Annotated in this window: 17 protein-coding genes; 8 read left to right on the top strand and 9 right to left on the bottom strand. The window is 69.9% G+C overall.

The annotated features are described in order from the left end of the window. Positions 1-26: 26 nt before the first annotated feature. Positions 27-644 (bottom strand): TetR/AcrR family transcriptional regulator, encoded by a 618-nt coding sequence (locus RC1_RS19775; protein ID WP_012565519.1) that lies wholly within the window; start codon positions 642-644, stop codon positions 27-29. A 251-nt stretch (positions 645-895) separates the two neighbouring features. On the opposite strand from RC1_RS19775, the gene RC1_RS01310 reads away from it, so the two are divergent. Continuing rightward, complete coding sequence (locus tag RC1_RS01310; RefSeq protein WP_012565520.1) at positions 896-2,032, top strand: efflux RND transporter periplasmic adaptor subunit; 1,137 nt, start codon at positions 896-898, stop codon at positions 2,030-2,032. Between the two features lie 10 nt (positions 2,033-2,042). After that, the gene (locus tag RC1_RS01315; protein WP_012565521.1) at positions 2,043-5,126 is read left to right on the top strand and encodes an efflux RND transporter permease subunit; all 3,084 of its coding nucleotides are present in this window, start codon (positions 2,043-2,045) and stop codon (positions 5,124-5,126) included. Positions 5,127-5,314: 188 nt separating this feature from the next. Here RC1_RS01315 and bchJ read toward each other — a convergent pair whose 3' ends face one another. Next, complete coding sequence (gene bchJ / locus RC1_RS01320) at positions 5,315-6,016, bottom strand: bacteriochlorophyll 4-vinyl reductase (RefSeq protein WP_012565522.1); 702 nt, start codon at positions 6,014-6,016, stop codon at positions 5,315-5,317. Positions 6,017-6,028: 12 nt separating this feature from the next. Further along, complete coding sequence (gene bchE / locus RC1_RS01325; protein ID WP_012565523.1) at positions 6,029-7,801, bottom strand: magnesium-protoporphyrin IX monomethyl ester anaerobic oxidative cyclase; 1,773 nt, start codon at positions 7,799-7,801, stop codon at positions 6,029-6,031. Between the two features lie 159 nt (positions 7,802-7,960). On the opposite strand from bchE, the gene RC1_RS01330 reads away from it, so the two are divergent. Together RC1_RS01330 and RC1_RS01335 are read left to right on the top strand one after the other, a co-directional pair. Beyond that, on the top strand, positions 7,961-8,395 hold the full coding sequence (locus tag RC1_RS01330; RefSeq protein ID WP_234703816.1) for a CopG family transcriptional regulator: 435 nt from the start codon (positions 7,961-7,963) through the stop codon (positions 8,393-8,395). 25 nt (positions 8,396-8,420) lie between these two features. Beyond that, on the top strand, positions 8,421-9,539 hold the full coding sequence (locus RC1_RS01335) for an extracellular catalytic domain type 1 short-chain-length polyhydroxyalkanoate depolymerase (RefSeq protein ID WP_012565525.1): 1,119 nt from the start codon (positions 8,421-8,423) through the stop codon (positions 9,537-9,539). On the opposite strand, the gene RC1_RS01340 is transcribed toward RC1_RS01335, so the two are convergent. The 3 genes from RC1_RS01340 to RC1_RS01350 all read right to left on the bottom strand — a co-directional run bounded on the left by RC1_RS01340 (position 9,530) and on the right by RC1_RS01350 (position 12,417). Further along, the gene (locus tag RC1_RS01340; protein WP_012565526.1) at positions 9,530-10,537 is read right to left on the bottom strand and encodes a cytochrome d ubiquinol oxidase subunit II; all 1,008 of its coding nucleotides are present in this window, start codon (positions 10,535-10,537) and stop codon (positions 9,530-9,532) included. The genes RC1_RS01335 and RC1_RS01340 overlap by 10 nt on opposite strands. An 8-nt stretch (positions 10,538-10,545) precedes the next feature. Next, entirely contained in the window at positions 10,546-11,892 is a 1,347-nt protein-coding gene (locus tag RC1_RS01345) for a cytochrome ubiquinol oxidase subunit I (RefSeq protein WP_012565527.1), read from the bottom strand. A gap of 210 nt (positions 11,893-12,102) precedes the next feature. Then, positions 12,103-12,417 (bottom strand): hypothetical protein, encoded by a 315-nt coding sequence (locus tag RC1_RS01350; protein ID WP_041785058.1) that lies wholly within the window; start codon positions 12,415-12,417, stop codon positions 12,103-12,105. 175 nt (positions 12,418-12,592) lie between these two features. On the opposite strand from RC1_RS01350, the gene RC1_RS01355 reads away from it, so the two are divergent. Continuing rightward, positions 12,593-13,726: a glycerophosphodiester phosphodiesterase gene (locus tag RC1_RS01355; protein WP_012565529.1), complete on the top strand. Its 1,134-nt coding sequence runs from the start codon at positions 12,593-12,595 to the stop codon at positions 13,724-13,726. A gap of 28 nt (positions 13,727-13,754) precedes the next feature. Here RC1_RS01355 and RC1_RS01360 read toward each other — a convergent pair whose 3' ends face one another. Both RC1_RS01360 and RC1_RS01365 read right to left on the bottom strand, forming a co-directional pair. Then, on the bottom strand, positions 13,755-15,857 hold the full coding sequence (locus RC1_RS01360; protein ID WP_012565530.1) for an alkaline phosphatase D family protein: 2,103 nt from the start codon (positions 15,855-15,857) through the stop codon (positions 13,755-13,757). A gap of 13 nt (positions 15,858-15,870) precedes the next feature. Next, positions 15,871-18,144, bottom strand: coding sequence for a TonB-dependent receptor (locus RC1_RS01365; RefSeq protein WP_012565531.1), 2,274 nt, complete (start codon positions 18,142-18,144; stop codon positions 15,871-15,873). A gap of 393 nt (positions 18,145-18,537) precedes the next feature. Between RC1_RS01365 and RC1_RS01370 the strand changes: the two genes are divergently transcribed. From RC1_RS01370 to RC1_RS01380, 3 genes are all read left to right on the top strand, one after another. After that, complete coding sequence (locus RC1_RS01370; RefSeq protein ID WP_012565533.1) at positions 18,538-20,817, top strand: TonB-dependent receptor plug domain-containing protein; 2,280 nt, start codon at positions 18,538-18,540, stop codon at positions 20,815-20,817. 31 nt (positions 20,818-20,848) lie between these two features. Continuing rightward, positions 20,849-22,198 carry a phytase gene (locus RC1_RS01375; protein ID WP_012565534.1) on the top strand — a complete coding sequence of 450 codons (1,350 nt, stop codon included), beginning with the start codon at positions 20,849-20,851 and terminating at the stop codon, positions 22,196-22,198. Positions 22,199-22,584: 386 nt separating this feature from the next. Continuing rightward, positions 22,585-24,582: a cache domain-containing protein gene (locus RC1_RS01380; RefSeq protein ID WP_012565535.1), complete on the top strand. Its 1,998-nt coding sequence runs from the start codon at positions 22,585-22,587 to the stop codon at positions 24,580-24,582. Positions 24,583-24,645: 63 nt separating this feature from the next. Here RC1_RS01380 and RC1_RS01385 read toward each other — a convergent pair whose 3' ends face one another. Next, positions 24,646-25,089, bottom strand: coding sequence for a cache domain-containing protein (locus RC1_RS01385; RefSeq protein ID WP_012565536.1), 444 nt, complete (start codon positions 25,087-25,089; stop codon positions 24,646-24,648). Positions 25,090-25,128: the final 39 nt, after the last annotated feature.

Genomic DNA, 25,128 nt, shown 5'->3' on the forward strand with positions numbered 1-25,128 from the left:
GGCGTTCCGCGCCGGGCACCGGCCGTTCAGGCCGGATCGCGGATCAGGGCCTCGACCGCCGCGATGGCGCGGCGGAGCACCTCCTCCCGGTCGTCGGTCGCCGTCGCCACCCACTCCGCCAGCTTCCCGACGGCGCCGTCCACGATCCGGATCGCGGCGTCCGTGTCGGCCGGCAGGCTGGCCCCGGCCGCGATGGCGCCACGCACCGTCTCCATGAAGCGCGGATACCAGGTGCCCTGGTCCAGTTCGGCCATCGCCTCCCAGCCAAGGACGGCAGGACCGTCTGTCAGCACGATGCGGGCGAAGTCGGGTTCCGCCGCGCGCCGCAGGAAGGCAATGCACCCGGCCCGGAGCTGCTCCACCGGGTCTCCTGTCGCGGCCCCCGTCTCCGAGAGGACCTCGTTCCCGCAACTGTCCATCATGTCCCGGCAGACGGTGCGGAAGAGATCCCGCATGCCTGAGAACTGGTGATAGAGCGCCCCCCGGGTCAGGCCGAGCGGCTGGAGGATGTCCTCTGCGGTGGTGGCGGCGAACCCCTTGACCGCGAAGTGCCGTTGCGCCTCGGCCAGGAGCGCTGCCCGCGTCGTTGCCGACTGTTCCGCCTTGCTGCCGCCCCGCCGTGCCGGCGCAGTCCGTCCTGCCATCGTCCCTTCCCGTCCCGCCGCCGCCCGCGGCCATGATTGACATACAGCGTGTATGTGCGTATCCATACATACTGTCTGCATGGTAATGACCGCGGCCGGCCGCGCCAAGGCGGAATCCACTTCCGCCGATCGTCCGCCCCGATCCATACCTTCGTCATCAGCCCGGCGGGCCGCCCCATGGCCTCTGCCGGGTTCGTCGTCTTCAGCCATCAGGTCCGCCCCGACTGCGGGGCCTTCGACAGGGTCGGGTCATGCGCATCAGATCATGGGTCATCGCCGTCCTTGCCATGCTGGCGATCCTCGCCGGGCTGGGCGGCTACAAGACCATCGAGATCACCAGGGCCATCGCCGCGGCCGAGTCCTATCCCGAACAGCGGGAAACGGTCCAGGGGGCCCGGGCGGAACCCGGAACCTTCACGACCAGCGCCCGGACCGTGGGCACGGTCATCGCGCTGCGCCATGTCGAACTGCGCAACGAACTGGCCGGGCGGGTCATCGACGTGGCCTTCGATTCCGGCGACGTGGTCGAAGAGGGACAGGTACTGGTCCGCTTCGACACGGCGCAGGAGGAAGCGGATCTGGCAGCCCTGAAGGCGGAAGCGGACCTTGCCCGACTGACCCTGGAACGCCAGCAGCGGCTGGTGAAGACGCAGGCCACGGCGGAGGCGACGCTGGACCAGGCCCGCTCGCAGCTTGCCGCGCTGCGGGCCCGGATGCAGGGGATGGAGGTGCAGATCGCCAAGAAGACCCTGCGCGCCCCGTTCAGGGCGCGGGTCGGCCTGCGCGACCTGCACCCCGGCGCGTACCTGTCGGAAGGCACCCTGATCACCGGCCTGCAAGGCGTGTCCGACGACGCCTTCGTGGATTTCGCCTTCCCGCAGGACATCGCCCCGCTGCTGGCCGGGAGCGGCACGGTCGCCCTGTCCGGCGCCCAGCTTCCCGGCGGCACCGCGGTGGCGCGCATCGTGGCGCGGGACGCGGCGGTGGACGACGGCGCCCGCTCGCTGCGGCTGCGGGCGGTGGTCCCCGGCCTGGGCGACGCCCTGACACCCGGCGCCTTCGTGGATGTCGTGGCGGAGACGGGCGCCCCCCGCCCCGCCCTGTTCGTGCCGCTGACGGCGGTGCGGCGGGCGCCGCATGGCGACCATGTCTTCGTGCTGGCCCAGGAGGACGGCCAGACCCGCGCCCGCCAGCGCTTCGTCCGGCTGGGTCCGGTGCGCGGCGCGGAGGTGGCGGTGCTGTCCGGGCTGGAGGCGGGGGAGACGGTCGCGGCGGACGGGTCCTTCAAGCTGCGCGAGGGGATGCTCGTGACGGTCAACGGCCTCTACACCCGCCCGGCACCGGGCGGTGAGGCGGCGACCGACGCCGCAGGCGCTCCGGCGCACTGAGGGGGCCGCCATGCGTTTCGTCGAACTGTTCGTCCGCCGGCCGGTCGTCGCCATCGTCGTCAACCTGCTGATCCTGCTGATCGGGCTGCGCGCGGCGCAGGAGCTGCCGGTGCAGCAGTTCCCGCAGATCGAGAGCGCCTCCGTCGTCGTGACGACGGTCTATGTCGGCGCCCCGGCGGAGGTGGTGAAGGGCTTCATCACCACGCCGGTGGAACGCGCCGTCTCCTCCATCTCCGGCGTCGATTATGTCGAGTCGAGCAGCGTCGCCGGGGTCAGCACGGTGACGGTGCGGCTGCGGCTGAACCACAGCAGCACCGTGGCCCTGGCGGAGATCGGCAACCGGCTGGACCAGATCCGCAACGAGCTGCCGAACGAGGCCGAACCGCCGACCGTGGAGGTGATCCGGGCGGACCGTTCCTATGCCGCCTTCTATGTGGCGGTCACGGCGACCACGCTGGACCTGCCCCGGCTGACCGAATATCTGGACCGCGAAGTGCAGCCCCGGCTGACGGTGCTGCCCGGGGTGCAGAAGGTCGGGCTGGAAGGGGCACGGCCGCAGGCCATGCGGATCTGGCTGGACGCCGCGCGCATGGACGCCTTCGGCATCAGCGCCGACGACGTGCAGGCCGCGCTCACGCGCAACAACTTCCTGGCCGCCATCGGCCAGTCGAAGGGCAATGCCGTGCAGGTCGATCTGCTGACCGACACGGACCTCAAGACCGAGGCGGAGTTCGAGCAGCTCATCGTGCGGGAGAGCGCGGATTCCATTATCCGCCTGTCCGACATCGCGCGCATCTCCCTGGCGTCGGAGGAACCGGCGGCGGATGTCCGCCTGGACCATGTGCCGGCCGTCTACCTGTCCGTCTGGCCCCTGCCCGGCTCCAACGAGATCACCCTGGGCTACGATCTACGGGCCGAGCTGGACCGGATCCGGGCGGCGCTGCCGCCGGGCGTCGAGATCAAGATGGCCTATGACGGCACCATCTACATGGAGCGGGCGCTCACGGAGATCGGCAAGACCCTGGCCGAGACGGTGTTGATCGTCGGGCTGGTGGTCTTCCTGTTCCTGGGTTCCGTCCGCACGGCCCTGGTGCCGCTGGTCGCCATCCCGGTGTCGCTGATCGGCGCCGCCGGCATGATGCTGGCGCTGGGCTTCTCCTTCAACCTGCTGACCCTGCTGGCGATCGTGCTGTCGGTCGGTCTGGTGGTGGACGACGCCATCGTCGTGGTCGAGAACGTCTCCCGCTTCATGCGCGAGGGCCGGTCGCGGACCGAGGCGGCGCTGGCCAGCGCGCGCCAGCTCTTCGGGCCGATCGTCGCCATGACCATCACGCTGGCCGCGGTCTATGCCCCGATCGGCTTCCTGTCCGGCCTGACCGGCGTGCTGTTCCGGGAGTTCGCCTTCACCCTTGCCATCGCCGTGCTGATGTCCGGCGTCGTCGCCATCACGCTCTCGCCGGTGATGAGCGCCCGCTTCGCCGCGGAGGGTGGCCGGGAAGGCTGGTTCACCCGCCGGGTCAACACGATCTTCGACGCCGTGCGCGACGCCTATGCCCGCGGCCTGGACCGCACGCTGCGCTACCGGCCGCCGGTGCTGGCCTTCGGCCTGTTCGTCGCCCTGCTGTCGGTGCCGCTGTTCCTGTTCTCCGGCAAGGAGCTGGCGCCGGTCGAAGACCAGGGCGACATCTTCATCATGGTCACCTCTGCCCCGGATGCGACGCTGGATTATACCAGCGGCCACATGGACGCTCTGGTCGATACGGCGAAGACCTTCCCGGAGACCAATTTCCTCTGGCAGGTGGTGCTGCCCTCGAACGGATTCGGCGGCGTGGTCCTGAAGGACTGGACCGAGCGCGACCGCTCGGCCCAGGAGCTGCAACCCCTGTTCTTCGAGGCCCTGTCGCAGATCAGCGGCATCCAGGCCTTCCCCGTGCTGTTCCCCGCCCTGCCCGTCTCCGGCAACTACGACGTGGAGCTGGTGGTGAAGGGCATCGCCTCGCCGGAGGAGATGGCGGCCTTCTCCCAGCGCCTGGTCGGCGCGGCGTTCGGGAGCGGCCTGTTCATGTACGCCGACACCGACCTGCGCATCGACCTGCCGCAGGTGAAGATCGCGGTGGACCGGGAGCGCGTCGCCGATCTGGGCATGGATCTGGCGGAGGTCGGGCGTCAGCTCGGCGTGCTGCTGGCCGGCAACTATGTCAACCGCTTCAACTATGACGGCCGTGCCTACAAGGTGGTGCCGCAGGTCGGCAACGACGCCAAGGCCACGGCCGACCAGCTTCTGGACCTGAAGATCCGCACGCCGTCGGGCGCGGCGGTGCCGGTCTCCAGCATCGCCCGGCTGGAGACCGGGGCGGCCCCGCGCGCCCTGACCCGGTTCCAGCAGGCCGACAGCTTCCGCGTCTATGGCGGTGTGGTGCCCGGCGTCACCAAGGAACAGGCCCTGAGCGCGCTGGAGCAGGCGGCCCGCGAGATCCTGCCCGCCGACTATGTGCTGGACCATGCCGGCGAGTCCCGGCAGATCCGGCAGGAGGGCAACACCCTGATCGGCACCTTGGGCTTCGCGCTGCTGCTGATCTATCTGGTGCTGGCGGCGCAGTTCGGCAGTTTCCGCGATCCGCTGGTGGTCCTGCTGGGGTCGGTGCCGCTGGCCCTGTCCAGCGCGCTGGTCTTCCCGTTCCTGAGCCTGACCACCGTGAACATCTACAGCCAGGTGGGCCTGATCACCCTGGTCGGGCTGATCGCCAAGAACGGCATCCTGGTCGTGGAGTTCGCCAACCATCTCCAGGAGGAGGGCCGGTCGAAGCTGGAGGCGGTGCGCGAGGCGGCGCTGACCCGGCTGCGGCCGGTGCTGATGACCACCGCGGCGACCGTCGTCGGCCACTTCCCGCTGGTGCTGGTGGAGGGACCGGGGGCCGCGGCGCGCAACAGCATCGGCATCGTGCTGGTGGCCGGCATGGCCATCGGCGCGCTGTTCACGCTGTTCATCCTGCCGTCGGTCTACATGCTGATCGCCGCCGACCGCCGCGCAGCGCCGGAGGCCGTCCCCGGCACGGGTGAGACGCTGCCGCCGGTCCGCGCCGCCGCCGAATAGGGGGCGGAGCCTGCGCAACACCTTCTGCCCCGGTGTTGCGCATGACCGCGACAGGCTGCGCCCTGGGAGAGGCTTGGAAGAGGCTTGGAAGAGCCTTGGGAGACCTTGGGGGGGGGCGGAAAAAGCGGAAGCCCCCGGCCGGCGGTCGGGGGCTTCGTTCCATCGGGACCGGCTCGGAAGAACAGCGCCTACCAGCGCACCTCGAAGGTGCAGCGGGAGGCCCCTGTCACTTCGCACTCCGTCTCCTCGGCCTGGGCGCGGGGATGCACGAGCACGCGGTACAGCCGCTCGAAGGTGCCGGTGTAGAAGTCGCAGACCGGCTCCGTCCCCGTCGCGCCGCGGGCGATGGGGCAGTTCTCGATGCTGACGACGGCCGGGCTGGCCGAGCGGATGGTGAAGGTGCCGGACCCGGAGAAGGTCCAGGAATGCTTGCCGATGGCCGAGAGCAGGACGCGGCTGGCCAAGGGGGCCGGCAGCAGCTTCAGGATCACCTGCACCGGCTTCGGAATGCGGTGAGCCAGCAGGTAATCGCCGGTGCGCTGCCCCGCCTCATGCGAGAGGCGCCGCGCCTGGGCCACGCCCAGTTCGGCCCGCAGAACCCGGTGCAGGGCATTGACCTCCCGCTCGTCCACCATCTGGCCGGGCGGGGTGTCGAGATAGCGGGACAGGCCCGCCTCGGTCAGCAGGCGCACCGTCTCGGCCGGACCGAGACGGTCCCGCAGCACCGCCTCCATCTGGATGATGGCGTTCGGGCCGATGCGGAAGGCCATGTCCACGCCATGATCGGTCCCACCCTGGTCGGCCCCGTGTCCGGAGCCGCCGGGTGGCTGCCCCTGCCCGCCCCGGTCCGCGACCGGAGCAGGCAGGGGCGAGACGCTGTCAACGCTCACGGGTGCGGGTCCTCAGTCGTCGCCGCCCACCGTCTCGGCGAGCTGCTCCTTGCCGCCACCGCAGGCCATGGGAACCGCGGCCGGCTTCTTCCCGGCCTCGGTCGTCTCCTCGACCTCGTCGGGAAGCTGGTCCTTGCCACCGCCACAGGCCATCGGGATGACGATCCCCTTGGCCTCGATGTCGGCGGTATCCTCCAGCTCGACCTCGTCCACCGGCTGCTGGTTCGCCTTCTCCTTCTCGGCGGCCTTCAGCCGGGCCTTGCGCGCCTTGTCGGCCGCGGCCTCCCAGTCGTCCGCCAGCGGCAGCAGCGCCGCGGTACGGTTGCGGTCGAACTTGAAGTCGACCTTCTTCTTCGACTGCGGACCCCAGTAATCGACACGGCCCAGATCGTAGAACTTGCGCTCGAAGCCGCTCTTGAGGAACGCCTTGAGGCAGCCGAGCATGTACTTGCGCTTCACCTTGTCCCTGATCCACGGATAATGGAACAGGCTCTTGCGCATGTAGAAGCGGCGGTAGTTGTTCATCACGCGGTCGAGCAGCTCGGCGCGGTCCATGGCGGCCGGCTTGATGATCGGCGTGACGAAATTGTACTTCTCGAAGTCGTAGATCTCGACCTTGTCGCCCAGATCGCGGAACAGGTCGGAGAACGGCCAGGGCGTGTACATGGCCCAGTTGGCCATGTCCGGACCCCAGTCCATCGCCATCTGGTAGGTCTGCTCCAGCGTCTCGGCGGTCTCGTTCTCCAGGCCGACGATGAACTGCGCCTCGGCGACGATGCCGTTCTTCTGGAGAAGCTCGATCGCCTTCTTGTTCTGGGCGATCGTGGTCTCCTTGTTGAACAGGTCCAGCTTGAGCTGGGCCGCAGCCTCGGTGCCGAGCGAGACGTGGACGAGGCCGGCGCGGCGGTACAGCGGCAGCAGTTCCTCGTCGCGCAGGATGTCGGTCACACGGGTGTTGATGCCCCACAGCACCGGCAGCTTGCGCCGCTCCATCTCCTCGCAGAACTGGATGAACTTCTTGCGGTGGATGGTCGGCTCCTCGTCCGCGAGGATGAAGAAACCGACCTTGTGGTCGCGCACCAGCGTCTCGATCTCATCGACCACCTTCTTGGGGTCGCGGACGCGGTAGTTACGCCAGAACTTCCACTGCGAGCAGAAGGAGCAGGTGAAGGGGCAGCCGCGGGCCATGTTCGGGATGGCGACGCGCACGCCCATCGGGATGTAGATGTACTTGTCCCACTCCAGGATCGACCAGTCGGGATTGATCGTATCGACATCCGCGATCGGCGGTTCAGCCGGGGTGGCGACGATCTTGCCGTCCTCGATGAAGGCGATGCCCTTGATCGACTTGCGGTCGGTCGCCCAGGTGCCGTCCTCGATGGCGCGGCAGAGATTGACCAGGATCGCCTCACCCTCGCCGCGGGCGATGGCGTCGACCCAGGGGGCCTCGCTCAGCACCTGCTGATACATGAAGGTGGCGTGGATGCCGCCCAGGATGGTGACGATGTTCGGGTTCACCTCCTTGGCGATCTGCAGCAGGCGCTCGGCCTTGTAGATCGACGGGGTGATGGACGTCGCGCCGACGAGATCGGGCTTCTCCTTCTCGAAGATGGCCCGCACCTCATCCTCGGAGAGGTTGTTGGTCATCGCATCGACGAAGATGAAGTCCGTGTAGCCCGCCTGCTTGAGGGCGCCGGCCAGGTACGCCGCCCATGCCGGCGGCCAGTTGCCGGCGATCTCGGCGCCGCCAGAGTGGTAGTTGGGATGGATAAGCAGGACGCGCATGGGAACCTTCCTGGCGTTCGGGTTTCCGCCAAGCTGACGTGAACTTTGGCGGACGTATTTGACGCAAATCAAAGTCCGGGCACATGAGGCATCTGCGCGCGCCCCCACCCCTTGGAAACCCTACGGTTCGTGTCCACTTTCCATCCATGTGGATGGTGGATGGATGGTAGCGCCATGGTGGAAACGGTTCATGAGCTGCGGCCCAAGGCAGCGGAGAGCGAGAAGATCACGATCAACCTCGGGTTCGTGGATCTGGGCCACATCGATCTGCTTGTGGCGGAGGGGTTCTATTCCAACCGCACCGACTTCATCCGAACGGCAATCCGGAATCAGATCGAACGGCACGGCGAGGCCGTCCGCCAGTCCGTGAAGCGCAAGGCGGTGGATCTGGGCCTGCGCCACTACACCCGGCAGGACCTGGAAGCGGCGCGCGATGCCGGCAGCCCCCTGCGCATCCAGGTGCTGGGCCTTGCCAGCATCGCCACCGACGTGACGCCCGAGCTGGCGCGCGCCGCCATCGCCTCCGTCTCCGTCCTGGGCGCGCTGCATGCCAGCCCCGCCGTGAAGGCAGCCCTGGCCGACCGGATCCGCTGATCCCCCCGTGAAAGGACCTCCCCCCGTGAAACTCGACGATCTGATGCCCGGCATGTCCGAGGCGACGCGGCTGACCCGGTCGGGCCGGCTGGCGGAGGCGACCGCCCTGATCCAGCGCCTGCTGGGACGGCAGTCCGGAAACCGCACTCCCTCGCCACCGCCGGCCGATGCCCGCGTGCTGGACCCGCCCACCCTGGATCTGGCCGCCGAGTCCGTGCGGGTGGCCGAACCGGAACGCCCGCCCCCGGAGCCGGGGGACGGCCGCATGACCGCGCACCGCTTCGCCAACGCCGCCGGCGCCCGCGATTACCGGCTGTTCGTCCCCGCCGGGACGCCGGAGCGGCCGCGGCCGCTGATCGTGATGCTGCACGGCTGCACCCAGACGCCCGAGGACTTCGCCGCCGGAACCCGGATGAACCTGCTGGCACAGCAGCATGGCTGCATCGTGGTCTGGCCGGCCCAGACGAGTGGCGCCAACCCGTCGGGCTGCTGGAACTGGTTCCGGCCGGAGGACCAGGGCCGCGACCGCGGGGAACCCGCGATCATCGCCGGCATCACGCGCGAGATCATGCGCGCCCACGACGCGGACCCGGCGCGGGTCTACGTCGCCGGGCTGTCCGCCGGCGGGGCCAAGGCGGCCATCCTGGCGCTGGCCTATCCGGAGCTGTTCGCCGCGGTCGGCGTGCATTCGGGGCTGGCCTGCGGTGCCGCCCGCGACCTGCCGGGCGCCTTCACGGCGATGCGCCAGGGCGCGGCGCCCGGCCGCCCCGTCCACCACGGCAGCCACGGGCGGCCGGTGCCGGCCATCGTCTTTCACGGCGACCGGGACAGCACCGTCAACCCCAGGAACGGCGAGGCGGTGGTGACGCAGTTCTCCGGCACCGTCGTCACCGGGACGCCGCGGGTGGAGCGCGGCCGGGCACAGGGCGGCCGCTCCTTCACGCGCGCGCTGCACGCCGGCCGTGACGGCCGGGTGCTGGTGGAGCACTGGACCATCCACGGGGCGGGACACGCCTGGGCCGGCGGCAGCGCCGAGGGCAGCTACACCGACCCGCGCGGCCCCGACGCCTCCCGCGAGATGCTGCGCTTCTTCCTGGAGCACCCGCACCCCGCCGCCGGCCGGGCGGCGGGCGGTCAGTCGTAACGCAGTTCCGTCGCCTTGCCGCGGAACACCCGGTAGACGAACAGCGTGTAGGCGGCGATCAGCGGCAGCACGACCGCCGCCCCGACGAGGATGATCATCAGGCTTTCCGGGGCGCTCGCCGCCTCCCAGACGGTGAGGCGCTCCGGCACGACATAGGGGAAGAAGGAATAGGCCAGCCCGTGGAAGCCCAGCACGAAGATGCCCACGGCTCCGGCGAACGGCACCCATGACCAGCGGTCGTCGGCGCGGGGCAGCCCGCGCAGGGCCAGGGCCACGATGCCGAACAGCAACGCCGCCATCAGCGGCACCGGGGCGAGCAGGAACAGCTCGGGCAGCGCGAACCAGCGCTCCGCGATCCGTCCGCTGGCCAGCGGCGTGGCGACCGACACGGCGACCATGCCCAGCGCGGCCAGCCCCAGCGTCCGCCGCGCCCAGACGACGGCCTTCGCCTGCAGCGGACCGTCCGTCTTCAGGATCAGCCAGGCAGCGCCGATGAAGGCGTAGCCGGCCGCGAGGCAGAGCCCCGTCAGCATGCCGAACGCCATGGCGGCCGGTCCCTGCGGCAGACCCAGCACGTAGAGCCCCAGCATATAGCCCTGGGCCAGCGCCGCCAGCAGGGACCCGGCGATGAACGCCTGGTTCCACCAGCGGCGCTGCACGCCCTCCGTCTTGGCCCGGAACTCGAAGGAGACGCCGCGCAGGATCAGCCCCAGCAGCATCGCCGCCACGGGCAGGTAGAGCGCGCCCAGGATCATTCCATGCGCCACCGGGAAGGCGACCAGCAGCAGTCCCACGGCCAGGACCAGCCAGGTCTCGTTGGCGTCCCAGAAGGGGCCGATGCTGGCCACCATGCGGTCGCGCTGGGCGTCGTCGGCATCGGCCATCAGGATGCCGACGCCGAGGTCGTAGCCGTCCAGCACGACATAGGCGAGCACGGCCACCCCCATCAGGACCGTGAAGGCGACGGGCAGCCAGTGCCCGGAGTCCATCATCTCCATGGTGTCCCTCACCCGACCGCAGGGACGGGCAGCGGTGCCGCCACGGGGCGGTGTCCGACGGCGCCGCCCGCTTTCGCCGCCAGTCTGAAGAGAACGGCGACATAGGCCGCCAGCAGCCCGGCATAGAGGATCAGGTACATCGCCAGGGTCATGCCGATGGAGGCCGCCGGGACGGCGCCGGCCGCGTCCCGCGTCAGCAGCAGGCCCGACACGAGCCAGGGCTGGCGCCCGATCTCCGTCACGTACCAGCCGGCCACCGTCGCCACCCAGCCGGAGAAGGTCATCCCGACCAGGGCCAGGAGCAGCCAGGGCCGCGGCTCCCGCCCGCCGCGGAGCTGCCAGAGCGCGGCCCAGGAGACCAGCAGCATCAGCAGCCCGACTCCGACCATGATGCGGAAACCGTAGAACACGGGCGCCACCGGCGGGTGCTGGCCGACGAAATCGTCCAGGCCCGGCACAACCCCGGCCGTGTCGTGCTTCAGGATCAGGCTCGCCCCGCCGGGCACGGCGATCTCGAAGCGGTTGGTCCGCGTCTCCTCGTCGGGCACGGCGAACAGCAGCAGCGGCACGTTCGGGCGGGTCTGCCAGTTCCCCTCCATGGCCGCGACCTTCGCCGGCTGATGCTCCAGCGTGTTCAGCCCGTGCAGGTCGCCGGCGACGATCTGAAGGGGGATCAGCACGGCCGCCACGGCGACGCCCGTGCGCAGCGCCGCCAGCACCCCGGGCGAGCGGTCGCCCCGCCGCCAGCGCCAGGCGGACAGGCCGGCCACCAGGAAGGCCGCGGTCAGGCCGGAGGCCAGCAGCATGTGGACGAGCCGGTAGGGCATGGACGGGTTGAAGATGATCGCCAGCCAGTCGGTGGCATGCGCCACGCCGTCCCGCATCTCGAAGCCGGCCGGCGTGTGCATCCAGCTGTTCAGCACCAGAATCCAGAACGCCGACAGGGTGGTGCCGACAGCCACCAGCAGCGTCGCCCCGGTGTGGACCCAGTCCGGCACCCTGCGGAAACCGAACAGCATGATGGCGACGAAGGTCGCCTCCAGGAAGAAGGCGGTCAGCACCTCGTAGGCCAGCAGCGGGCCGGCGATGTTGCCGACCGTCTCCATGAAGCCGGGCCAGTTGGTGCCGAACTGGAAGCTCATGGTGATGCCGGAAACGACCCCGAGCGCGAAGCTGAGGGCGAACACCTTCACCCAGAAGCCGTAGGCCTCCATCCAGCGCGACTCGCCCGTGGCCCGGAAGCGCAGCTTGAAGAACAGCAGCAGCCAGCCGAGCGCGATGGTGATGGTGGGGAACAGGATGTGGAAGGTGATGTTGGCCGCGAACTGGAGGCGGGCCAGGGTCAACGCTTCCATGGCCTGCCTCCTCCGGGGCGGTTGCCAGGGGGCCGGTGCTGCTGCGCGGGCGTCATGGTCTTTCCTCGTCCGCTCATGGTTCCTGCGGTGTGGCGCAGGATGTGAGGGCGGGCGACGGAACCGGAAGTGCGTTTCCCTGTCGCACCATTCGCCGGCGAAGCCGTTCGGACTACGATCTATTCCCTACGGACCGGAGGGGCTTCCGGCGGATCAGCCGGCGGCGTCCAGCGTGCTGCGGAACGGGGACATCGCCCAGGGATTGCCGTAGGGATCGGGTTCGGGGGCACCCGCGACGGCGCGCAGCCTGGCGATCATCAGGCCCTGGCGGGCGATCTCCCGCCGCACGCGCCCGGGCAGACTGTTGAACGACCCCTCCACCGCCGCCATCGTCTTCGCCTCCGGACGCGCGCGCAGGGCGAAGGCGATGCGCCGCGCATCGGCGGTACGGTCGCCGATCCCGTCCATCGCGTCCGCCAGGATCTCCACGCTTTCCGCAAAGACCGGATCGGCCCAGTCGACAGCCATGCCCACGCCTCCCCTCCCTGGGAATATAACTGTATTTGTTCTAATTCTTACACATTCGGATAAATTTGTTAATCCGAAATCGCACACCCGTCATCCGTGTGGTCTTCCGCGATTGGATCTGTAACGGAAGGCCCCGATCCTGCCCCCTTTCGCCCGAGAGAGGTCCGGAGGAGAGATGATGGGAGTGCGACGGGCAGGACTGGCGGTCCTGGCCCTGGCGGCGACGCTGGGCAGCGCCGTTCCGGGAACGGACGGCAGGGCGGCGGAGCCGGGGAACGCGGAGACGGCAGCCAGACCCGTCCTGGTCATCGCCCACCGGGGCGCCAGCGGGGAGCGGCCGGAGCACACGCTGATGGCCTATGAGCGGGCGATCGACCAGGGGGCCGACTTCATCGAGCCCGATCTCGTCGCCACGCGCGACGGCGTGCTGGTCGCCCGCCACGAGAACGAAATCTCCGGCACCACCGACGTGGCCGACCGACCCGAGTTCGCCGGGCGTCGCACGACGAAGCGGATCGACGGGGCGGAGGTCAGCGGCTGGTTCACGGAGGACTTCACCCTGGCCGAGCTGAAGACCCTGCGGGCGCGCGAACGGCTGCCGCAGCTCCGCCCCGGCAACACCGCCTTCGACGGGCAGGAGACGGTGCCGACCCTGGCGGAGGTGATCGCGCTGGTCCGCCGCAAGGAGGCGGAGACGGGGCGGCGCATCGGTCTCTATCCCGAGACCAAGCATCCGGGCCATTTCCGCGCCCTGGGGCTGGCGCTGGAGCCGCGGCTGGTGGAGGCGCTGCACGCCGCGGGCTACCGGGGACGCACCGCCCCCGTCTTCATCCAGTCCTTCGAGGTCGGGAACCTGAAGGAACTGCGGGGGATGACGGACCTGCCCCTGGTCCAGCTTGTCGCCGCCGACGGCGCGCCGGCCGATCTGGCGGCGGCCGGCGACAGCAGGAGCTATGCCGACCTGCTGACGGAGACGGGCCTGACGGAGATCGCCCGCTACGCCGACGGCATCGGGGCCGAGAAGGTGCTGGTGATCCCGCGGGACGCCGAGGCGCGGTCGCTGCCGGCCACGGATCTGGTGCGGCGGGCGCATGCGGCCGGGCTGGCCGTGCATGTCTGGACCCTGCGGTCCGAGAATTACTTCCTGCCGGCGGAGCTGCGCCGGGGCGACAGCTCCGACCCGCGCTTCCCGGCCCTGAAGGGCGATGCCGGGGCGGAGGCCGCGGCGTTTGCGGCGGCGGGGGTGGACGGGGTGTTCGCCGACTTCCCCGCCGATGCGCTGGCGGCCCTGCGCCCGGCGAGGAAGTGACGCTGACGGGAGGGACGTTCCCGCCGGCTCAGGCCAGCGGGAACGGCTTCTCCCCCTCGATGGCCGGCTCGTCCAGCACCGCCGGCGCGCCCTCGCCCCAGGGGGCGATGTCGAAGCGGGCGGTGCGCAGCACCGGCGCCCCGTCCGGCCCGTAGGACCGGCGCGCGGGTGCCACGGTCACCAGCTCCACGCGGGTGCCCCTGGCGTCCACCGTGACAAGGCCGAAGCCGTTGGAGTTGCTGTCCACATAGCGCAGGTGCGGGTTCTGCGCCGGGTTGCGCGCGGCCAGCCCCTGGGCCAGATCGCCCGTCTTCACGGCCGTCACGGAGGCAAGCGTGCCGTAGCGCAGCGTCATGTTCAGCATCTCCGCCACCGTGCCGGGACGGCCGAAGACGGCGCCGTCCGCCACGATCAGCGGCTTCAGCGGGTTCTCGTCCTTCGACACGGCGGCGGCGAAGGCCTGGAACACGGGGGTGCTGGCGACGCCGGTGATGCTGAACTCCATCGACACCGGCACGGGCTCCGCCGCCTCGTAGTCGTCATAGATCAGGCCGGCGAAGCTCTGGTGATGATCGCCGCTGAGGCTGACCACGTTGCCGACGCCCCGGCTGCGCAGGAAGCCCATCAGTTCCCGCCGCTCGGCCAGATAGCCGTCCCAGGCGTCCGCCGTCAGCACCAGGGTCTGGGCCTTCGGGTCGATCCGGGCCATGTCCACGCGCATCGGCAGGAACGGCACGGAGGTCGCCAGCAGCTTCCAGGTCGCGTCGCTGCGGACCAGGGTCTCCTTCAGCCACGTCTTCTGCGGCCCGCCCAGCAGCGTGCCGGCCGGGCTGTCCTTGCGCGGGTTCGGCACCTGCTTGTCGCCCAGCGTCAGCACGGCCGGCGGGTTGCCCCCGTTGGCCGTGCGGCCGGCATCCATCACCGCGACCAGCGGCAGCGGCAGCATGTAGGTGGCCTGACCGCTGACGGCGATGCCCAGCTCGTCCGGCACGGCATGGTCGGAGCGGTAGCTGCGCGTGTCGGTCAGCACCAGTTCCACATGCCGGCCGAAGCGCAGGCTGCGGTAGATGGTCAGGCTGCCGATGGCGGCGAGGTTGTTCGGCTCCTGCAACAGGTTGTCGTCATCGACCGGCGCATGGGTGGCGTCCACGTCGGTGACGCTGACCGGCTGGAAGTCCTTCGCGGCCGGCGCCACACCCGGCACGCCGACGGTGCCGGTGAGCAGAGCCGGGATGTACTCGAACCACGCCTGGTTGGCTGCGGCCTTGGTGGTCGGCGCCGACTTGCCGGCCGGCGTGTAGGTGATGACCGACTGCCAGTAGTCGTTGACGAACTCGTGGTCGTCCCAGATCGAGATGAAGGGGAAGCGGGCCCGCGCCTCCCGGTAGTCCGGATCGGACAGGTAGGTCCGGTAGAGGTAGCGGAAATCCTCCAGCGTCAGGGCGTTGCGGGCCGCCCCCCACTTCGTCTCGCCACCGCCGCTGGGCAGCGGCGGGATGGTGCGGGCATGGCCGCCGCCCACCGTCTCGTAGATCTGGTCGCCCAGATGCAGCACGAAGTCGATGCCGTCCGCCCCGGCCGCCGCATCCTGCTTCAGCAGGGTGCGGTAGGCGCCGTAGAAGCCGTCCTCGAAATTCTGGCAGGAGACGAAGGCCAGCCGCACCGTGCGGTCCGCATCGGGTGCCGGCGCCGTCCGGGTGCGGCCGGTGAACTCCGGCACCGCCCCGTCGGGGGCCACGAAGCGGTAATGATAGACGCGGTCCGGCCGCAGCCCGTCCACCAGGACGCGGACGGTGTGGTCGTGCTCCGGCCGCGCCGCGACCGTGCGCTCGACCACCACCGTGGCGAAGTCCGGCGTCTCCGAGACATGCAGGGTGAGGTCCACCGGCCGCGCCGCGGCGGCGGGGTCCTTCGCCTCGACACGGGTCCACAGCACCACCCGGTCCGGCATCGGGTCGCCCGAGGCGAGGCCCTGCGGGAAGTGGAAGCTCTCCCCCGCCGCGGCCAGCGCCGTGCGCAGGCCGGGCACGAGGCCCGCCCCGGCCGTCACGGCGGTCATGGCGCCGGCGGCGAGCATGAGGTCAAGGAAGGACCGGCGGCTGATGCCGCCGGTCTTGGTCTGGCTGGTCATGGTGCGGGTTCCCTTAGAACCGGGCGGAGACTTCGACGCCGTAGAAGCGCGGCGTGCCGGCGATGAAGGTCGGCAGGCCGAAGGAGCCGCCGGTGTTGCCGGCGTCGATGATGTACTCGCGGTCCAGCGCGTTCTCGACGAAGGCCGTCAGGGTCCAGACGCCATCGGCCGACTGCACGCCGCCACGCAGGTTCAGCAGGCCGTAGGCGCCCTGCTCGATGCCCGGCGTGTTGGCATCCTCGAAGTAGACCCGCGACTTGAAGGTGAAGGACGGGGTGAAGAAGACCTCTAGATTGTCGGCCACAGCATAGACCGCGTTGGCGCCGACGGAGGCCGCGTGCTTCGGCGTCAGGCGGAAGGTGTTGCCGCCCAGCTCCTGCTGCTGGCCGTTGGAGTCCTCGTCGTCGATGCGGGCGTTGATGTAGCCGTAGGTGGCGAACAGGGTCAGCCACTCCGTCGCCTGGGCGTTGAGCGCCACCTCGAAGCCGTAGGAGCGCGCCTCGCCGGCATCGTCCACCCGGACCAGGGCCGAGTTGGGGACCCGGACGGACGTCTGGAAGTTGGAGTAGTCGTACCAGAAGGCCGAAGCCTCGGCCGTCAGCCGGTCGTCCAGCAGGCTCAGCTTGCTGCCGGCCTCGTAGCTCCAGACGATCTCGTTCTTCAGCACCTCGCGGTTGGTCGCATCGACCTGCACGACGGCGGGACGGCGCCCGCGGGAGACGCTGGCGTAGAACAGGCTGTCGGGGGTCGGCTGGTAGCTGGCGACCAGACGGCCGACGACGCTGTCGAAGTCCTCGGACAGCTCGCGCCGGGGCACGTTCGGGAACAGGGCCGGCAAGAGGATGGCGGTCGGGCTGACCGACTGCTGGAAGGCCGACTCCTGCTCCTCATGCGTGAAGCGGATGCCGCCGGTCAGCGAGAATTCCTCGGTGACATGGTAGGTCGCGTCGGCGAAGGCCTCATAGGCCTTGTTGGTGCCGAAGTTGGTGAACTCGCCCGTCGCCAGCGCGGGCAGCGGGAAGGGCAGCGGGTTACCGGCCGAGCGCGGCAGGCCGAGCAGCGCCACCAGCGGGTTCAGCGTACCGGCCGGGGTGATGATCGGGCCGAGATTCGGGAACGGCAGCGCACCGCCCGGATTGAAGATGGCGAGCTGGCGCTCGTCGGTGCGCAGCGGCACGCGCTGGAAGCCGTCCTCGTAGAAGTAGCTGACGCCGGCGAAGCCTTCCAGCTTGTCGCCGATCTCATAGTTCAGCCGGAACTCCTGCGACCACTGCTTGCCCTGGGCGTCCTCCGCGAACTCCAGCAGGTAGGCCTGGGTGCCGTCGGCGTCGAACTCCTCCAGCGCGTTGAACTCGCGGTAGCCGGTGATGCTGGTCAGCATCAGGCTGTCGTTCAGCTCGTACTCGGCCGTCAGGGTCGCGTTGAACAGGCTGCGGTCGGTGCCCAGCTCGTCGCCGCGGTTGAGCTGCGCCGCCGTGAACGGGCTGGTGCTGCCGCCGGCCGGGGCGAAGCGCTTGTTCTTGAAGGCAGTGCCCGTGTAGTCGTCCTCCTGGTAGTTGACGACGCCGGTGATCGTCAGGTCGTCGTTCGGGACCAGGAGGAAGGAGCCGCGGGCGGCCTGCACGCCCACGCCCATCAGCGCCTTGCTGCCGGCGATGTTGTCGATGTAGCCGTCGCGGTCGCGGGTGGTGCCGGCCAGACGCACGGCCACGCGGTCGTTGACCGGCAGGTTCACCGCCGCCTCCAGCCGGCGCTGGCCGTAGTTGCCGACGCTGCCCTCGGCCTTCACCTCCACCTCGTCCAGGGTGGGCTTGGCGGTGATGATGCTGACGGCGCCGATCTGCGCCCCGCGGCCGAACAGGGTGCCCTGGGGACCCTTCAGCACCTCGACCCGCTCCAGGTCGAACATCTCCACCACGGCGCCGCGGGCGCGGCTGGCCGGCACGCCGTCCACGAACACGGAGACGCGCGCCTCCTGCTGCGAGGAGCCGCTGTCGGAGGTGATGCCGCGGATCACGAAGCCGGGATTGTTCGGGCTCTGCAACTGGATCTGCAGGCCGGGCACGTAGTCCGACAGCTTGTCGAGCTGGTCGATGCCGAGACGGTCGAGGAACTCACCCGAATAGGCGGTCAGCGCGATCGGCACGTCCTGCGCGCTCTGGGCGCGCTTCTGCGCGGTGACGATGATCTCCTCGATCTCCTGCGCACCGGCCGCGGCGGGAACCGCGGCAGCGACAAGGGCGGCACCCAGGAACGGGAGGACACGGGAAACGACCGGTCGCGACATGGTTAAGGCCCCAGCGTGAAAGTGGTGATGACGACATTCGTCGGGTTGCCGGACCCTTCCCCGAATTCAGTGTCAGGACACCGACAGTCCAATGAACCTTTTGCGTTGCGGCGAAAGGGGGGCTTGCACTGCGCTTCCGGTGCCACAGGCCGGAAGACGGCCGGATACGGTGAGAGCCACCCTGGCGGCCGCCGCTGTGCGGACCGGGCGTCACCACGCCGCGGACGGCGGGGGCGCCCGTCACCGAACCTTCACGCGGGTTACACGCGGCCGACATGGCCGCCCTCTAGATCGGGCCGCATCCGACCCGGCGGGTCTTCTCCCCGGCCCCGGTATTCCTCGATCCGCCCCCGCCGGCCGCCGCGGACGGCCCTCCCAGACAGGCTTACGACCATGACGTCCTGGCACCGCCCGCGGCTGACGGCCGCCCTGCTGCTTTCCGCCCTGTCCCTGCCCGCCCTCACCGCCCCCGCCCTGGCCCAGGAAGCCCCAGCGCCGCAGGGCGGTACGGCCGGTGGTACGGCCGGGACGGCAGCCGGCAAGGCGGCTGTCCGCCAGGAGATCGAGGAGATCATCATCACGGGGACGATCGCCTTCCGGAACCGGACCAGCGATCCCAACCCCGTGCTGGCCTACGACCTGGAGTACTTCCAGCGTTTCGAGCCGGTCTCGGTCGGCGAGATGCTGAAGCGGGTGCCGGGCGTCACCTTCACCTCGGACGTGCTGGAGTACGACGCCGTGCAGATGCGCGGCCTGCCGGCGGGATACACCCAGGTTCTCATCAACGGCCGCACCGCACCGGGCGGTGAGGCCGACCGCAGCTTCTTCGTGGACCGCATTCCGGCCGAACTGGTGGAGCGGGTGGAGATCGTCCGCGCCCCGCGCGCCGATCAGCCCAGCGAGGGCGTGGCCGGCACGCTGAACGTCATCACCAAGGACAGCGCCAGATTCGCGGGCGGCTTCGCCAAGATCGGCGGGCTGATCAACGATGACGGCAAGATCCGCCCGTCGGCCGCCGTGGCCTATGCCGATACCCTGCGCAGCGGCGACACCTCCTACTGGGTGGCGCTGAACTACCAGGGGCGGCGCAATCCGAAGGAGAAGGTCACGGACTTCTACGACGGCGACTTCGAGGAGTTCACCGGCCGCGAGCTGCAGTCCGACACCCGTGACGGCGTCGATATCTCCGCCAACGGCGAGCTGACGACGACGCTGGGCGGTGGCTCGCTGCGGCTGTTCGGTCTGGTCGTGGACACCGACCGCGACGAGGACGAAACCTCCCTGACCTATGAAGGCGACAGCCCGGCGGCGCTGGAACTGGACGAGGTGGAGATCCAGCGCGAGCGCATCGGCCAGCGCACCTATGCCCTGGGGGCCGAGGCCACCCTGCCGCTGGGTGCGGGGGACCTGGGGCTGGCAGCCGGCTGGTCGGGTTTCCGCGAGGATACGACGGCCGAGACCGACGAAGGCGACACCGTCGCGGAGGCCGGGCTGGTCGAGCGGGAGACCCTGGACACCGACGATGACGAGGTCACCGGCACCGTCAGCTACCGTTTCGGTCCGGAGGGCTTCCGCACCAAGCTGGGCGTCGACCTGCTGCACAAGAAGCGGGACAACGCCGAACGCACCTTCGAGATCGACGGCGGCGACGTCGAGGAGGAGACCCCGCCGGGGGCCATCTACACGATCAAGGAGACGCGCATCGACCCCTATGCCCGCCTGTCGCTGGATCTGACCGACCGCGTCATGCTGGACCTGGGTGCCCGCTACGAGATGACCGACCGTGAGGTGGACAGCGACGGCGAGGACGGCTCGCACGATTCGAAGAACCTGAACCCGTCGGCGCATCTGCGCTACAACCCGACGGCATCCGACCACTTCCTGCTGTCGGTCGCCCGCACCGTCCGCCGGCCCGACTACGACCTGCTGGCGCCCTACCGCCAGGAGGAGGAACCGGCGGACGATGACGAGCTGATCGGCAATCCGTCGCTGGCGAACGAGATGGCCTGGGGCATCGACGTCGGCTACGAGCGCCAGATCGGCCGCCGCGGCATCTTCGGCGTCAACGTCTTCTACCGCGATGTCACCGATGTCATCGAACTGGTCAATACCGGCGAGGAGGCGGAGGCCGGCGGCAGCGTCTATCAGGCGCGCAACATCGGTGACGGTGAAACCTGGGGGGTGGAGGCGGACCTGTCGCTGCCGCTGGATTTCGCGGGCCTGCCGGACACGGGCGTGTTCGCCAACTACACCTGGCTGGACAGCAGCATCACCGACCCCTTCACGGGCGAGGACCGCCGCTTCAACAACCAGCCCCGCCACGTCTACAATGTGGGCTTCATTCAGACGCTGCCGTCCTGGGACGTGAGCTTCGGTGCCTCGCTCTCCGGCCGCAGCGGCGCCGAGGAGTCCTCTCTGGACGAGACGATCGACCTGCGCTACGGCCAGGAACTGGAAGCCTTCATCGAGAAGCGGTTCGCAGAGCGCTTCGTGCTCCGGCTGACCGGCACCAACCTGCTGAACCGCAAGAAGAAGGAGGATTTCCGCTTCTTCGACGGCGACTCCGTCGCGGAGATGCTGGAAGCCCGCCGCACCGGCGATGTGGACGAGGCCGAGAAGGAGCGGGAGGAATCCGGTGCGCTGTTCCAGGTCACCCTGCGCGCCGCCTTCTGAGATGTCCCGCCAGAGAGGACCGGAACCGACAATGACGCGCCTGCCCTTCCCCGCCGCCCCCGTCCTGGCCCTGCTGCTTCTGGCCGGGGTCGCCTGCGCCGCCCCGGTGGCGCCGGTCGCCACCGTGCAGCCGTCCCTGGAAACCGCGCCCGGGCTGCCGGACACGCCCGACGAGGCGGATGCGGACGACCCCGCCGTCTGGCTGCACCCGACCGACCCGGCCCGCAGCCTGATCATCACGGCCGTGAAGGATGCGGGGCTGCGGGTCTACGATCTGCAGGGCCGGCTGGTACAGCGCGTCGAGGCGGCCAGGGCGGGCGCCGACGGGCTGCCCGGCCGCTACAACAACGTGGATGTGGCCTATGGTCTGGCGCTGCCCGGGGGCGGCGTCATGGACGTGGCCGTGGCCAGCGACCGCGGCCGCGACCGGATCATGGTCTGGCGCATTGATCCGAACTCGGCGGCGACGCCGCTGGCCGACGTCACCGACCCGGAGCAGCCGCGGGTGTTCCCGACCCGGCGCGCCCCCGACGGCAGCGGCGAGATCGCCAATCCCGCCGCCGACCAGCGCAGCGCCTATGGCCTGACCACCTGGAAGGGGCCGGACGGGCACCGGGTCATCGTCGCCCAGCGCAAGGAGGCCCGGCTGGTCGAGCACCGGCTGGTCGTCAACCCCGACGGCACGGTGGGCCATGTCCGTCTGCGCCACTGGGACTTCCCCTACAGCCACCGTGGTCAGTCCCTGACCGCCGAGGACGACCACGACCCGGCCCGGGACTGGCAGCCGCAGTTCGAGGGACTGGTCGTCGATCAGGAGCGCGGCATCCTGTTCGCCGGGCAGGAGGATGTCGGGCTCTGGCGCGTGAACCTGACGACGGGCACGGCCGACGCCGCCCCGTTCCATGAGACCCGCGGTTCGACCCGCTCCCCGTTCGACAACCGCGCCAGCCGGGTGGCGCGGGACGTCGAGGGGTTGGCGCTCTATTACGGGCCGGAGGGCACCGGCTATCTGGTAGCCTCCAGCCAGGGCGATGCCCACGGCGACGAAAAGGCGCCGGACCCGGAGGGTCTGGACGACACCTTCGCCGTGTTCGAGCGCGGCGGGGACAACCGCTACCTGGGGTCCTTCCGTATCGTCGCCGGCGGCGGCGTGGACGGCGTGCAGGAGTGCGACGGTGCAGAGATCGTCAGCTACGCCCTGCCGGGGTTCCCCAACGGGCTGATGGTCGTGCAGGACGGCTACAACGATGACCTGAACGGCCTGTCCGGCGAACCGGAGGCCACCAACTTCAAGTATGTGGACTGGAAGGCCATCGCCGGCAGCTTCGACCCGGCCCTGATGGTGACGCCGCAGGCCTGGACCCCGCGCCCCACCCCCTGACACCAGCCGGGGCACCGCAGGACCGAGGGTCCCCCGCCCGCCGCACAATACCAGCCTGCAAGGCCCGGTCTCCGCAAGGAGGCCGGGCCTTTCGCGTTCCGGGACCGGCCCGGAGCGGCCCCCGCCCCGTGCCGACCGCACCCCGCTTTCGGTCAGGTTGAAGACCCCGTCACGGCGGATAGTTCATGCCGGGGCCAACCCGTTCCAAGTGATTGTGCTGCGTGTGCCCCGTCCGCGGTCAGCGTGGCGAGGTTTCATAGCCGAACTTATCAAGTTTTTTAACCATATACCTATACCAAATAGAAACATCTTCTGGTCGGGGCACGCTCATACTAGATAGCACGCGGTTTCCGCCGAGCCGTCAGCGCCGTAATCAAGGGATCAGCATGGACAAGTATCTTTCTCGCGTCACCGTCGGCCAGCGCCTCGTTCTCCTGATCGCCGTGCTGGTCGTGGCGCTGGCGGGCATGACGACGGCGGACCTCCTGGCCTCGCGCCGCTCGGCCTTCGACAGTCGCAAGGATCTGGTCCGCTCCATGGCGGAGTCCGCCCGCAGCATCGTCGCCAGCTTCCATGCCGCCGCCAAGCGGGGCGAGGCCACAGAGGCGGAGGCGAAGGCCGCCGCTCTGGCGGCGCTGGGCGCCATGCGCTACGGCGACGGCGATTACGTCTGGGTCAACGACCGTCAGCCGCAGATGGTCATGCACCCGATCAAGCCCGAGATGATCGGCACCGACCTGTCCGGCACGAAGGACGCCGAAGGCAAGCTGCTGTTCATGAACATGCTGGCGGCGACCGAGGGCGGAAAATCCGGCTTCGTGGACTATCTCTGGCCGAAGCCGGGCCAGAGCGAGCCTGCGGCCAAGATCTCCTTCGTCACCCCGTTCGAGCCCTGGGGCTGGGTGGTCGGCACCGGCCTCTATGTCGATGACGTGCAGGCCCGGTTCATCGCCGATGCCAAGGCGGCCGGCCTGCTGACGGCGCTGATCCTGCTGATCGCCGGCTGTGCCGGCTATATCCTGATCCGCTCCATCCGGCAGCCGCTGGACCGGACGACCGCGGCCGTGCGCCGGCTCGCCGAGGGCGACCTCGACGTGCAGATCGTCGATTCCGACCGCAAGGACGAGATGGGCGAGATCGCCCGGGCCCTGGAGGTCTTCCGCCGCAATGCCCGCGAGGCGCGGCGGCTGGAGAGCGCGGCGGCGACCGAGCGCGCCATCCGCGAACGCCGCCGGGCCGCCCTGGAGCAGCATACGGCCGACCTGAACGCCGCCGTCTCCGGCGTGCTCCAGGGACTGTCGGGCGCTGCCACCGACATGCAGGGCACCGCCCGCAGCATGTCGGACACGGCGGGCCGGACCCGTGATCAGGCCAGCGACGTGACGAGCAATGCCGCCCAGAGCGCCGAGAATCTGACCACCGTCGCCGCCGCGACGGAGGAGATGCTGTCGTCGATCCAGGAGATCGGCCGGCAGGTCGAGGAGGCCCGCCGCGTGGCGAACGAGGCGGTGGACGAGACCGGGCGTACCGACACCATCATGCGCGGGCTGGTGGATGCCGCGGCCCAGATCGGCGACGTGCTGAAGCTGATCACCGAGATCGCCGCCCGCACCAACCTGCTGGCACTGAACGCGACGATCGAGGCCGCCCGCGCCGGCGAGGCCGGCAAGGGCTTCGCGGTCGTCGCCGGCGAGGTCAAGACCCTGGCCAACCAGACCGCCCGGGCGACGGAGGAGATCACGGCCAAGATCCAGGCCGTGCAGGCCGCGACGGGACAGGCCTCCGGCTCCCTGACCCACATCTCGGGGATCATCGGCCGCATGGACCAGATCTCCTCCTCCATCGCCGCCGCCATCGACGAGCAGTCGGCGACGACCCAGGAGATCGTGCGCAACGTCCAGAACGCCAGCGGATCGACCGCCCAGGTCACCGCCCTGATCGGTGACGTGTCGCGGGCCGCCCGGGAAACCGGCACGGCTTCCGAACAGGTCCTGAGCGCGACCGGCGACCTGGCACGGCAGGCCGAGAGCCTGCGCCACGAGGTCGAGAGCTTCATGCAGCAGATGGAAGGGGCCGGCGACCAGCGCAACTACGAACGGGTGCCCTGCGCCCTGGAGATCGGCATCGCGTGCGGCGAGCGGACGGTGTCCACGAAGACGCTGTACCTCTCCATCGGCGGGCTGGCGACGCCCGACGTGCTGCCCGGCGCACAGCCGGGGCTGGGCGTCACCATCGGCTTCGGCCAGCGGCGTGTCGCGGCGCGCATCGCGCGGGTCGAGGCCGGGACCATCGCCTACACCTTCTCGCTGGCCGGCGACGCGGACGGACAGGCCTTCATCGACGCCCTGGTCGAGCGCCAGCGCGGCAACCGCACGGCGGCCTGAACCGGGGCCCACCGGACGATGGTGCCCGGACGGGGTGGAGTGTCCACCCCGTCCGGTCCTGGCTCACTTGTAGTATCCGACGGCGCAGACCTGATCGTCGGCCTTGGTCACGTAGGTGATCTTCTGCACCGGCTCCGTCTCACCCGGGCGCGGCCACATGTAGCTGACTTCGGAGATCTTGCCCTCGGTAGCCGTAGCATAGATCTCTTCCCCCAGCGCCTTGCCGGTCTTGTCCTTCAGGTCGCGCAGGCTCTTGCCGGTAAGGGTCGGGTGGGCCGTGAACATGCCGTCCGGCCCGCCGCAGAAGGGATAGAGGTCGCGGTCCTTGAACCCGCCCTCGCCTGCGGCGAACTGGCGGAGCGCCTTGTCCTTGTCCTGCTGGATCGCCGTGACGGCACGCTCCAGCATCGCCTTGGCCTCGTCCGCGGTGCCGAAGTCGGCCGCATGGGCGCCGACCGCCGCGAACAGCAGGGTGATTACCAGTCCGATACGCATGGGCACTTTCATCGGGGCCTCCCGGTGGCCGTTGTTCTGAGGGTGTGAATG

The organism is Rhodospirillum centenum SW, assembly GCF_000016185.1.
Taxonomy (GTDB): Bacteria; Pseudomonadota; Alphaproteobacteria; order Azospirillales; family Azospirillaceae; genus Rhodocista; species Rhodocista centena.